This is a genomic window from Micromonospora sp. DT62 (assembly GCF_049847285.1).
GTDB classification, from domain to species: Bacteria; Actinomycetota; Actinomycetes; order Mycobacteriales; family Micromonosporaceae; genus Micromonospora; species Micromonospora reichwaldensis.
Window position 1 is genome coordinate 164,414 of the sequence record NZ_JBNCOB010000001.1, and the last position, 11,646, is coordinate 176,059.

11 protein-coding genes are annotated in these 11,646 nt (G+C 72.0%); 8 read left to right on the top strand and 3 right to left on the bottom strand.

Annotation, left to right across the window (positions count from 1 at the left end):
• Window positions 1–121 precede the first annotated feature (121 nt).
• Together ACPXCB_RS00725 and ACPXCB_RS00730 are read left to right on the top strand one after the other, a co-directional pair.
• Window positions 122–1,270, top strand: a complete 1,149-nt coding sequence (locus ACPXCB_RS00725; RefSeq protein WP_425871211.1) for an endonuclease — start codon at window positions 122–124, stop codon at window positions 1,268–1,270.
• Between the two features lie 213 nt (window positions 1,271–1,483).
• Complete coding sequence (locus tag ACPXCB_RS00730) at window positions 1,484–1,981, top strand: DUF2231 domain-containing protein (RefSeq protein WP_425871212.1); 498 nt, start codon at window positions 1,484–1,486, stop codon at window positions 1,979–1,981.
• Window positions 1,982–2,207: 226 nt separating this feature from the next.
• Here the strand turns inward: ACPXCB_RS00730 and ACPXCB_RS00735 are convergent, their stop codons facing one another.
• From ACPXCB_RS00735 to ACPXCB_RS00745, 3 genes are all read right to left on the bottom strand, one after another.
• On the bottom strand, window positions 2,208–2,840 hold the full coding sequence (locus ACPXCB_RS00735; RefSeq protein WP_425871214.1) for a CG0192-related protein: 633 nt from the start codon (window positions 2,838–2,840) through the stop codon (window positions 2,208–2,210).
• Between the two features lie 82 nt (window positions 2,841–2,922).
• Window positions 2,923–3,954, bottom strand: a complete 1,032-nt coding sequence (locus tag ACPXCB_RS00740) for an MBL fold metallo-hydrolase (RefSeq protein ID WP_425871216.1) — start codon at window positions 3,952–3,954, stop codon at window positions 2,923–2,925.
• A gap of 26 nt (window positions 3,955–3,980) precedes the next feature.
• A complete protein-coding gene (locus ACPXCB_RS00745) occupies window positions 3,981–5,003 on the bottom strand; it encodes a helix-turn-helix domain-containing protein (protein WP_425871218.1) in 1,023 nt (340 codons plus the stop codon).
• Window positions 5,004–5,370: 367 nt separating this feature from the next.
• Between ACPXCB_RS00745 and asnB the strand changes: the two genes are divergently transcribed.
• The 6 genes from asnB to ACPXCB_RS00775 all read left to right on the top strand — a co-directional run bounded on the left by asnB (window position 5,371) and on the right by ACPXCB_RS00775 (window position 11,540).
• Window positions 5,371–7,626: an asparagine synthase (glutamine-hydrolyzing) gene (gene asnB / locus ACPXCB_RS00750; RefSeq protein WP_425871220.1), complete on the top strand. Its 2,256-nt coding sequence runs from the start codon at window positions 5,371–5,373 to the stop codon at window positions 7,624–7,626.
• A complete protein-coding gene (locus ACPXCB_RS00755) occupies window positions 7,623–8,417 on the top strand; it encodes a nucleotidyltransferase domain-containing protein (protein WP_425871222.1) in 795 nt (264 codons plus the stop codon). Before asnB ends, ACPXCB_RS00755 begins: the two co-directional genes overlap by 4 nt.
• On the top strand, window positions 8,418–9,452 hold the full coding sequence (locus ACPXCB_RS00760) for a diiron oxygenase (RefSeq protein ID WP_425871224.1): 1,035 nt from the start codon (window positions 8,418–8,420) through the stop codon (window positions 9,450–9,452).
• A gap of 89 nt (window positions 9,453–9,541) precedes the next feature.
• Complete coding sequence (locus tag ACPXCB_RS00765; RefSeq protein WP_425871225.1) at window positions 9,542–10,312, top strand: nucleotidyltransferase domain-containing protein; 771 nt, start codon at window positions 9,542–9,544, stop codon at window positions 10,310–10,312.
• A complete protein-coding gene (locus tag ACPXCB_RS00770; RefSeq protein ID WP_425871226.1) occupies window positions 10,309–10,608 on the top strand; it encodes a PqqD family protein in 300 nt (99 codons plus the stop codon). The genes ACPXCB_RS00765 and ACPXCB_RS00770 overlap by 4 nt, the downstream gene beginning before the upstream one ends.
• Before the next feature lie 68 nt (window positions 10,609–10,676).
• On the top strand, window positions 10,677–11,540 hold the full coding sequence (locus ACPXCB_RS00775; protein WP_425871228.1) for a phosphotransferase family protein: 864 nt from the start codon (window positions 10,677–10,679) through the stop codon (window positions 11,538–11,540).
• The last annotated feature ends 106 nt before the right edge of the window (window positions 11,541–11,646 follow it).

The window sequence follows — 11,646 nt, forward strand, 5'->3', positions numbered from 1 at the left end:
AGCCGCAGCCGCCGCGCCGAAAAGTTGCGGTCCCGATCTCCCGCTGTTCACCCGCGCCCCGCTAGCATCGCTGCTCATGAATACGACGAGCAGTACCCGCTCGGGCCCCAGAAGGCTGGCGATGGCGTTCGCGCTGGCCGTCGTCCTGGTGGCGCCCGTGGCGGTGACGGCGGCGGCGTCGGCCGCCGGCCCCCTTACCGTGGCCCAGGCGCTCGCCGCGCAGGACGGCCGGACGGCCGCCGTGACCGGCTACGTCATCGGCCAGCCGACCAGCACCACGACGGTGCTCAGGTCCGGCTTCACCTCGGACACCGCGATCGCGATCGCCGACACGGCCGCCGAGACCGGCGCGAGCAGGATGCTCTACGTCCAGGTCACCGCCGCCTACCGGAGCACGTTCGGGCTGCTCACCAACCCGGGCCTGCGGGGCCAACGGATCACCGCCACCGGTGCGCTCACCGCCTACTTCAGCCACGGCGGCCTGAAGAACCCGACGGCGATGACCCTCGGCGGCACCACGCCATCGCCGAGCCAGTCGCCGACTCCGGTCCCGACGAGCACCCCGGTACCCGGCGGCGACTACGACTCCACCTACTACGCCAACGCGATCGGCAAGTCCGGCACGGCGCTGCGCAGCTCGCTGCACACGATCATCAAGGTGCAGACGAAGCTCTCCTACGACCAGGTGTGGGAGGCGCTGAAGGACACCGACCAGGACCCGGCCAACACCAACAACGTCATCCTGCTCAACACCGGCCGGTCGCAGAGCAAGAGCAGCAACGGCGGCGGCGTGAACGACTGGAACCGCGAGCACGTCTGGGCCAAGTCGCACGGCGACTTCGGCACCGCGACCGGCCCGGGCACGGACGTCCACCACCTCCGGCCGGAGGACGTCTCGGTCAACTCGACGCGCGGCAACAAGGACTTCGACACCGGCGGCAGCCCCGTCGCCGAGGCGCCGGGCTGCTACACCGACGCCGACTCGTGGGAGCCGCGCAACGCGGTCAAGGGCGACGTGGCACGCATGCTGATGTACATGGCGATCCGGTACGAGGGCACCGACGGCTGGCCCAACCTGGAGCTGAACCAGTCGGTCAACAACGGCAGCGCGCCGTACCACGGCAAGATGTCGGTGCTGCTCCAGTGGAACCAGGCCGACCCGCCGGACACCTTCGAGAAGCGCCGCAACCAGCGGATCTACGAGCGCTGGCAGGGCAACCGTAACCCGTTCGTCGACCACCCGGAGTGGGCGACCGCCATCTGGGGCTGACCTCGCCACACCGGCGTGTCGCGGCCGGTCCTCCGTCGGGGGACCGGCCGACCGGCAGGCGGTCGGCCGGCACGCGCCCGTGGGACCCGCCGTTCCGCCTTCGCCGTACGGGACGCCATAGCCGGCGCCACCGACAAGGCAGGTACCGGTAGGTGTACCCGCGCCTGAGAGGGGTATCCCGCGCGGCCAGCATCCGTCTGTCGGGAGGTCACGGTGGAGAGTCGAGCCAAGGCGTTGGGCCACGGGATCCATCCCATGATGATCGTCTTCCCGCTGGGACTGCTCGCCACGGCGGTGATCTTCGACATCCTGTACCTGATCACGGACCGCGCCGGATTCCAGATCTCCGCCGCGTACACCATCGGCGCCGGCGTCATCGGCGGCCTGCTCGCGGCGGTCTTCGGCTTCACGGACTGGCGGGCCATCCCGTCCGGCACCCGCGCCAAGCGGGTGGGCGCGATCCACGGCATGGGCAACGTCGTCGTGCTGCTGCTGTTCGCGGTGAGCTGGTTGGCGCGGGCCTCCGCGACGAACTGGGAGCCGAACGCCCTGGCCCTGATCTGCAGCTTCGCGGGCATCCTCCTGTCCGGGATGACGGCCTGGCTCGGCGGCGAGCTGGTCGAGCGGCTGGGCATCGGGGTCAGCGACAACGCCGGCGTCAACGCGCCGAGTTCCCTGTCCCGTCGTTCCACGGGCCGCGCCCGCGCCTGATCCGTCCGCCCGCGCCCCGGACGGACCGGACAGGCCGGCGGGCCCGGCCGGATCCGCCGGCCGGTCCGCCTGGGGCGGGGTCGTCACCGCGCGCCGGCGGGTTCCGGCACGAACGGCAGGCTCCTCGGCTGCACCGGCTGGGCCTCGCCGGCCGGGTGCCGCCACAGCCCGCGCGCGCAGGATCGGCAGTACGCGGCGCGCTGCCCCGAGCCGGCGGTGCGTCCCGTCAGCGCCGGCGGGCGTACGCCAGCGGCAGGGGGCTCGGCTGGCCGCTCCACGTGCCGGTCAGCACGGCGCCCTCCGACGCGGTGCCGCCGTCGGGGCGGCGCACGACGGCCAACTCCACGGAGTCGGTGACGATGAGGGTGAGGTCCTCCTCCACCACGCGCCGCACGGCGCCGACGGGCGGGACCTCGGCGCCCCGGGTGCCGCTGCCGGCGATGGTCATCGACAGCTCGCGGTACTCCCGCTGGCCGTCGGCCTCGAAGAACTCCTCCGCCTGCCCGGCGTCGGCGAGGACGGCCGCCGCCAGCGTCGCGGCGTAGACGGGGTCGGCGCACGCGTCGTACACCCAGCGGCGGCCGAGCACGGAGTGTTCGGTGGTGCCGACGAGCCAGTCGTCGCCGCCGTCGAGGGGCGCGTCGCGGTAGGTCAGCGGGACCTGGTGGATCGGCCCGTCGCCGGCCCTGACGAGCAGCGTCTCGACGCCGACGGCGCCGGCCGGATCGTCGAACCGGTAGGCCGCCACGCGCTCGACGTCGGCGCCGGCCGGCCCCTGGTACCACGGTCGGCCGGGCAGCCACGCCGCCAGGAGTGCGAACTTCGTGGGGCGCATCTCCGCCCGGTGCAACAGCGCCATACGCCGCATCGTAGGGGCACCCCCGTGCGCCGCGCTGACCCGGCCGCACGCCACGCGCCCGGCACGGGCGGGCCCGGCGGGGTCAGGCGGTGCCGTAGCGGCGCAGCCCGTCGACGTCGGACCGGGTCAGGCGGCCCTGGGCGACCAGGAGTTCCAGGTGCGCCGCCGTCTCGGTGACGGCGAGCATCGCGTTGAACACGTCGAGGTCAGCCAGCCGGCGCTCCCGCCGGGTCCAGCGCAGCCGCGCGGCGACCTCGTACGCCGAACTCGCCCCCCGGGCCACGGCGGCCTCCGTCTCGTCGAGCCGCGCGCCGTGGTGCGCGACGAGTTCGTCGACCCGCGCGTGCACGCTCGGGGTCACCGGCCCGTGCGCCGGGAGCAGCCGCGCGTCCGGTCGGCGGCGCACCAGCGCGAGCGATGCCAGGAAGTCGCCGAGCGGGTTCGCGGACAGTGCGGCCTCGAAGCCGATCGAGGGGGTGATGGTGGGCAGCACGTGGTCACCGGCGAACAACAGGTGCGAGCCGGTGTCGTGGAAGACGACGTGCCCGCGCGTGTGGCCCGGCGTCTCGACGACGTGCAGGGTGCGCTCGCCGTGCCTGATCTGCTGACCGTCGTGGAACCAGTCGTCCGGCAGTTCCCAGTCCTCGGTGCTCAGCCGCGTCCCGGTCAGCCCCGCCAGGGTGTCGGCCAGCTCGCCGGCGCCCAGCAGCCGCAGGCGGCCGAGCTGCTCGGCGAGCGGGTTCCGGTGCGGCGTCATGGACACCGCAAGGCTCTCGCGTTCGCCGGCGCCGAGGCTCACCCGCATGCCGTACTCGCGGCGCAGGTGCACGGCCTGCGTGTAGTGGTCCCGGTGCACGTGCGTGACGAGGAACCGGCGCACGTCCCCCAGCGAGCAGTCCAGCTCCTTCAGCGCCGCGTCGAGCGCGGAGCGCGCCTCGGCGATCGCCCACCCGGAGTCGACGAGCACGAGACCGTCGTCGTCGCGCAGGACGTACACGTTCACCGCGCGCAGGCCGTCGTTCGGCAGCGGCAGCGGCACGCGGTGGACGCCGGGGGCGACCTCGAACGTCCCGGGCGTGGTCCAGTCGTCGCGGTTGCCGGTGTCCGGAGTCATGGTCCCGACCATAGTTCGGCCGGGACCTACACCTGACCGGCGGCCCGGCCGCCCGGGCCGCCCGGCCCGGTGGCCTCTCTGACCAGCGCCGCGCCCAGCGGACTCGCCTGGTAGAGCACGCGGTTGCCCTGGCGGCGGCGGTCCACCATCCCGGAGGCCATCAGCGTCGAGAGGTGTTGGGACACCGTGCTCGCGGCCAGGCCGAGCCGGGCCGCGAGCGCCGTGGTCGAGGCCGCCACCTCGACCGCGCGCATGAGCGCCGCCCGGCTGTGCCCGATCAGCAGGCCCAGCGGGTCGCCCGCCGGGTGCTCGACGGGGCGTCGGGGCTCCTGGGCCAACGACAGGACCGACGCGCCGCGCACCTGGTAGGCGATCACCACGCGTCGCGGATCGTGGACGAAGAACATGGCCGCGTGGCGCCCGAACGTCAGCGGCACGATCACCATCTGCTCCGCGACGGCGGTGAAGGCCTGTTCCGGGCCGCCGGCGACCGTCAGCGTCGTGTCGTCCTGCCACCGGATGCGGTCGTGGAGCGTACCGAGGACACGGCGGGGCCCGTCCGTCACCAGGCACTGACCACGGGTGAGGGCCTCCTCCTCGACGAGGGTACGCATCGCGCCCCACACCTCGCCGAGGTTCGTCTCCCAGTGCGCCTGCAGGAGATCCGCGTAGCGGTCGCGGCAGCGTTCCGGATCCCTGGCGAACTGCCGGACGAAGGGATCCGCGGCGGGAAGTTCACCGGCGTCCGCCTCGATCTCGGCGGGCGGCACCGTCCGGAGCCGATCCAGCTCCTCGGCGATGTCGGAGATCCCCGGTCGGGGCGGCGGCGTCAGGAAGCTCGGCAGCGGCGGGGACACGGACGCCAGCGATCCGGCCAGGGCCATGACCTCGGGGTCGATCCGGCACCGCCGCGCCCAGGCGCCGTACGGCCAGGGCACCTCGTCACGGTGCCTGCCGAGGAGGACGAGGCTGCCGATGGTCTCCCACAGTGGACTTCCGGCAAGCCGGATCCCGCCGAGGGCCTCGGCGCCGACCTCGATCGTCACCACAGGCGTATCCCCCCTGTGGACGACGGGCGCGGGCGGGCGGCACCGGCCCGGCCAGGACACACGTGGTGGCCGAACATCGATTCATCATGATCACACCGATGGTGACATCGGCAAGGGCCTGTCGATTCCCTCACAGATTCGGCGGTGGCCGAATGACTTCCGCCGCCACACCCAGCCTCCTACGTTGGTCCGCAATGGACGTCCGAGAGGAGGAAACATCATGAAGAAGTTCACCCGCCCGACCGCTGGTACGGTCACCGTGAACAGCATGCTCCGGGCCAACGCCTGATGAGCCGGGGCGGTGTCCGCGTCCCGCGGACACCGCCCCCACCACGTCGACCACCTGGCATCGTGACGAGGACCCCCCATGTGCGGACTTGCTGGCATCGCCCGATTCGGCGGCGCCCCGGTGACCCCTACCGACCACGCCACCCTGCGGGCGATGGGACGCAGGGTGGCCCACCGCGGTCCCGACGCGTCCGACCTCTTGCTGGACAGCCCGGTGAGCATGGCGTTCACCCGGCTGTCGTTGACCGGGGTCGACAACGGCGACCAGCCCCTGTACAGCGAGGACGAGCAGGTCGTACTGATCGCCAACGGCGAGGTGTACAACCACCGGGACCTCGTCGCCTCGCTGCGCGAGCGGCCGCGCCTGCGCACCGCGTCGGACTGTGAGGTCCTCGCCCACCTGTACGCCGAGCGCGGACTCTCCTTCCTCGACGAGACGCGCGGAATGTTCGCGATCATCCTCTGGGACCGCCGCCGGAACCAGCTCGTCCTGGCCCGCGACCGTTTCGGCATCAAGCCGCTGTACTTCCACCAGACGGCCGACCGCATCGTGCTGGCCTCGGAGATCAAGGCCCTCTTCGCCGACCCGGCGACCCCTCGGCAGGTCAACTGGGAGGAGGCGCTGACCAGCCCGTTCGTGACGGCGAACCCGGCGCTGGCCCCCGGCGCCCCCGCCACGTTCTTCCGCGACGTGGAGTCCGTCGCCCCCGGCACGATCGTGACGATCGACCTCACCACCGGCAGTCGCTCGACGCACCGGTACTGGACCCTGCCCGCGGCGCACGAGCGGATGGACGCCTCGGACGACGAACTCGCGGCGTCGTACGTGGAGCTGCTGACGGAGTCGGTGGCCTACTGCGCCACGTCCGACAGCGAACTCGGGCTGTTCCTCAGCGGCGGGATCGACTCGGCCGCGGTCGCCGCGCTGGCCGCCCGTACGACCCAGATGCACACGTTCTCCGTGCTCAGCGGGTCGACGCTGCTCAACGGCGACGCCGAGCACGCCACGCGGGTCGCCCGTGACATCGGGCTGCCCCACCACCAGGTCCTCTTCGCCGAGGACCACGTGCCGCAGCCGGACGACTGGCGCCGGCTGGTGTGGCTCGCGGAGTCGCCGACGTGCGGGCCGGAGGTCTACTACAAGCACGAGCTGCACCGCTACGCCAAGGCCGTCCGCCCGGAGCTGCGCGGCATGCTGCTGGGCGCGGCGAGCGACGAGTTCAACGGCGGCTACAGCATGGAGTTCACCGGCGAGGACGGCGACTGGGACGTCTTCGCCGGCAGTCTGCGACGCATGCGGGGCAACGGGGCACTGCTCCACCGCCCCGAGCTGACCCCATGGTGGAGCATGTTCTCCGCACCGTTGCTGACCGACGGGGCGGTGGAGCTGTTCACCGGGTCCCGCGTCGACGATCCGTACCGGGACTACCTCCACCACGAGCACCGGAAGATCAACCAGTACAACTGCTGGCACGAGGACCGCACGGCGGCGGGAAGCGGCGTCGAGGCGCGGGTGCCCTTCCTCGACCACCGGCTGGTGGAACTCGTGACGTCCATCCCGGTGGCGCGGCGACGCGCCCTGCTCTGGGACAAGACGATCCTGCGCCACGGGCTGCGCGACGTCCTGCCGCCCGAGATCGTCAACCGCCCCAAGGTGCCCTTCTTCTACGGCCCGGGCACCGCGCACACCTACCGGATGCTGCAGCGGATGCTCCGGCAGGACGGCGGCGCCCTGGTGGAGCACGCGCTGTCCTCGCCCACCGCCAGGCAGCTGATCGACCCGGTGGCGCTACGGGCGGCGCTGGCCGACGCCGAGTCCGACCCCGTAGCGGGCAACGTCGAGCTGCTGCTGCGCCTGGTCAACCTGGGTCTGCTCGACGCCATGACCCACGAGCTGCCCCCGCCGGTCGTCGAGTGGCGCCCGCCGTCGCCGCCCCGACCGTCGGTCGAGATCGACGACTGGGACGCCCAGGCGCCCCGGCTGGAGGCCACCCTGCTGGCACCGGTCGAGCTCGGCCCGTTCGCCACCTTCCGCCTCAGCCCGGACGCGCTCCTGCTGCGCAGCGGCCGGCACCCCGGCGAGTGGTACCTGGCGCGCAACGGGGTGATCGAGTACGAACTCGACGCTGGCGAGTACCAGCAGTGGATCGACACGCTCAACGCGATGGACGGCAGCCGGAGCCTCGGCGAGCTCGCCGCCGCCACCGGGTGGTCGTTCGACGAGATGCGCCCACTGCTCGTCGAGGCGCTGAACGCCGGGCTGATCGAGCCCGCCCCCGAGAGCGCCCGGGAGCCCGAGACACTCGTACCGGTCGCCCCCGGCCTGCGCTCGTGAGCACCGCCACCCGTCCGCCGGCGCCGGAGGACATCCTGCGGACGCTGCGTGAGCACAAGGTGCTGCCCGACGGGGCCCGGGCCGCCTTCGTCGCGGGTTCGGTGGTGCGCGGGTGGGGCAATCCCGGCAGCGACCTCGACATCTACGTCGTCACCGACGCCCCGGTCGAGATCCCACCGAGTTCCCGCGTTCCCGTCGCTCTCGATCCCTGCGCCGTGCCCGTCAAGCACCTCTACGTGCGGGGCTGGCGGTGGGACGTGGAGTACTGGCTCGACCTCCAGGTCGACCAGCTCATGCACAAGCTGTCCTGGCGGTCGCTCGACCGCAGCCACGCCGACTCGGAGCTGCTGACGCACTGGGAGGTCGAGTTCGCGGCCCGGATCACCCACGGGATCTCGTTGACCCCACCCGAGTGGCTGTCCCGGCGGCAGCGCCAGGTGACCGCGTCGGCGTTCCGGTCCGTCGTGGTGACCCGGGCGCTGGCCATCGGCGAGCGGCTCGTGGAGGACGTGGTCGGGCAGTTGGAGGCCGGCGACTCGTACAGCGCCGTGCTGTCCGCGCGGATGGCGCTCGGCGCCCACGTCGACGCCCTGCTCGCCATGCACGGTCACCTCGGCGTCTACGAGAAGTGGCGGGCCCGCGCGTTCGCGCAGTCCACCCAGGACGTCGTGTCCTTCGAGGAGTACTGGGACCTCGAGACGATGCGCAGCTACGACGTGGGTCAGCCGAACGTGTACGCCAACCAGGTTCTCGCGCTCTGCCGGCGGATCGCCGCGCAGGCGGTGATCTAGTTGGATCCGCTCACCACCTACCGCCGCCAGGCGCTCGCCGAGCTGGTCACGCTCCACGGGCCGCGCGGCGAGCACCCGGCGCCGGACTTCCGCTACCGGAGCCGGTTCGGCAGGTGGGACGAGCGGGCCAGTGTGCGGGTGAAGCCCTGGCCAAGGACGGAACAGGCGCCGGACGACAGCGTCTACTTCCCGCCCGAGCACGTGCCCGTCCTCGACCACCCGCTCGTCGCGGCGAAGGGTCCGCAGGTCGCGCAGGAGCTACTGGTCCGGCGCCTGCACGAGTACCTGCACTTCACGGTGGAGTTGGAGCAGCTGGCCGTGATCCCGGTCGCGTCGAGCATCAGCCGGGGCCGCTCCGGCCTGGTGCTTCCGGCCGAGATGCGGGCGGACGCCTACAAGATCGTGACCGACGAGGCGTGGCACGCGCAGTTCTCCTACACCCTGCAGGAGGAGATCGCCGCCCGCACCGGCGTACCCCCGGACGACCGGGCCACGCCGGCGTTCGTGGAGCGGCTCGACCGGGTCAGGTCCCGGCTCGATCCGGGGCTGCGCGGCGCCGAGGCACTGATGTTCGCGGTCGTCAGCGAGACCCTGATCTCCGCCATCCTGTCGATCATCCCGAACGACCGGCGGGTCGCTCCCGTGGTGCGGCAGATCGTCCGGGACCACGCCGAGGACGAGGGACGCCACCACAGCTACTTCCGGGACGTGCTGACCGTCTTCTGGCGCTCGCTGTCCGCCTCGGAGCACGTCCGCATCGGCCGGCTGCTGCCCGAGATCATCCACGCGTTCCTCGCACCGGACCACCGGGCCACGGTGGACGCGTTGCTCGCCGTCGGCCTCTCCCCCACCGAGGTCGAGCAGGTGGTCGTGGAGTCCTACCCCACCGCTGCGGTCGCCGAGGACGTCGGCCGGGCCGCCGCGACGACGGTGCGCTACCTCGCCGAGCTGGACGCGTTCGCGCACGTCGAGATCGCCGACGCCTTCGCCGCCAGCGGGCTCCTGCACCATCGGGCGTACGCTCCGACGCCCTGAGCCGACGGCTCGGCGGCGGCACCAGACACCCCGGCCCGGTCCACCGGGCGGCCCGGCCGCAACCCCACCATCACGAGGAGAGGCGCATCATGAACGACTACGAGGGGCTGCTCGACCAGCTGGCGCAGGCGGAACTGCTCCCGCACGACCTGCTGGCGGCGTTCGTGATGGGCTCCCGAGCCAGAGGCTTCACCCACAACAACAGCGACATCGACCTCTACGTGGTGACCGGGGAGCGGTGGGGCGGGCAGTGCGACCAGGAGGTGCGGGTGGGGCTCGACCCGCCCAGCGTCCCGGCGGCCATCACCGCCTTCGGGGACATCCCCCTCGAGGTCCGCTACTGGCAGGAGCGGCAGGTCGACCAACTGATCGCACGGCTCGACCCGGAGCTGTTCCGCGACGGCAGGGCGCACGCCGGTGACACCTGGGCCGAGATCTCCTTCCCCATCCGCCTGCAACACGCGGTGGTCCTCGCGGGCGCGGACTGGGTCGCCGAGCGTCGGGCGCAGCTCGCCGCTTCGGCCCTGCGACTCATGGTCGTGACCGAGGCGTTGGACGCCATGGACAGCGCCACCGAGGACGCCGTCGGGATGCTGGAGTCCGGCGACACCGGCAGCGCCACGATCGCCGCGAAGTGGGCCTTCGCGCACGCCGTGCAGGCCCTGCTCTGCGCCGGCGGGGACGTCGACGAGCCCAAGTGGCGTGCCCGCCGGATGGCCCTGGTCGACCCGCCGCTGCTGCGCTACGACGAGTACCTCGCGTTCGAGACGATGCGGGACTACGACCTGGCCGCCCCGGAGAAGTGGATCAACTCGGTGCTTGAGCTCTGCCAGCGGATCAGCATGGGTGTCGAACTGTGAGCGACCCGCGTCGGATCCCCGGGACCGACGACGTTCTCGCCCGCCGCCTCGACGTACGCGTCCGCAACGTGGGCGGGGTGCTGGTGGTGGCCAGACGCGTCCGGCAACTCCAGTTGTCGGACGTGGCCGCCGAGGTCTGGCAGCTGCTCGACGGGACACGGACCGTGGGAGAAATCGTCGACCGGTTGGCGACCGACTACGACGCGCCGCCCGACGAGGTGCGGGAGGGTGTCGTGGAGCTGCTCGAACAGCTCGTCGCCGAGAGGTTCGTCGACGTGCGCCGGTCGGGCCGGTGATGGAGCCGGCCACACCAGCGAGACCGGCCGCCGCCGAGTCCACATCGGGGCGGGACGATCCCCAGACCGTGCGGAAGTTGGTGTCCGCCCACCTGCCCGACATGCACGTCAGGTCAGTCGTCCTCCTCGGGGCGGGCCTGGACAACATCACGTACGAGGTGAACGACGACCTCGTGGTCCGAATCTCCAGGGACCCCGACGCCAACGAGCGCAAGGGCCGCGTGACCCGTGAATGTCAGTTACTGAAGACGGTCGCACCCGACTCACCGCTACCTGTACCCCGACCCTTGTTCGCGGCGCCCGAACTCGGCGTCCTGGCGTACCCCAAACTGCACGGCCGCCCACTTCTGTCGATTCCTCAGGCATCGCGCGCAGCGCTGATTCCGTCGGTCGCGATCGCCCTGGGCGACCTTCTCCGCGTTCTCCACGCCATCCCAGCCGACCATGTCGCCGGACTGGTCGACAGCGACGACACGCCGCTGACCGAGTGGCGCCGCGAGGCCGCGGAGTTCTACACGACTGTCGGCGAACACGTCCCGCCTCGACATCGTCCGGTCGTCGAGGCATTCCTCGAGTCAACCCCACCGGCGGAGCCGCACACCCTCACGTTCAGCCACAACGATCTCGGCATCGAACATGTCCTGGTCGATCCCGACAACGGTACGGTCACCGGCATCATCGACTGGGGTGACGCCGCCGTCGCCGACCCTGCGTACGACTTCGGCCTGATCTGTCGTGACCTTGGCCCACCCGCACTCGACCTCGCCCTGACCAGGTACGACGCGCCTGGGCCCGACCGCCTGGGGCTGCACGACCGGGCAGTCTTCTACGCCCGGTGCACCCTGTTCGAGGAAATGTTCCACGGAATCGACACCGGGCAGGACGCATACGTGAGCAAGGGCCTGGAGGCGATGACGTGGCTGTTCCCGTAGTCAGCCCCGCGCCGGGGCCGGAACGCTCGCCTCCGACTCCTCGATGGTCGCGTCCCGACGGGCACCCGACGGCCGGGTCGTCGACGGTCGGTATGGTGGCCGCGCC

Excerpts from the sequence above, each read along its gene's own strand:
- ACPXCB_RS00735 (WP_425871214.1), bottom strand. The coding sequence starts at position 2,840 with ATGGCGCTGTTGCACCGGGCGGAGATGCGCCCCACGAAGTTCGCACTC.
- ACPXCB_RS00765 (WP_425871225.1), top strand. The coding sequence starts at position 9,542 with ATGAACGACTACGAGGGGCTGCTCGACCAGCTGGCGCAGGCGGAACTG.
- ACPXCB_RS00740 (WP_425871216.1), bottom strand. The coding sequence starts at position 3,954 with ATGACTCCGGACACCGGCAACCGCGACGACTGGACCACGCCCGGGACG.
- ACPXCB_RS00725 (WP_425871211.1), top strand. The coding sequence starts at position 122 with ATGGCGTTCGCGCTGGCCGTCGTCCTGGTGGCGCCCGTGGCGGTGACG.
- asnB (WP_425871220.1), top strand. The coding sequence starts at position 5,371 with ATGTGCGGACTTGCTGGCATCGCCCGATTCGGCGGCGCCCCGGTGACC.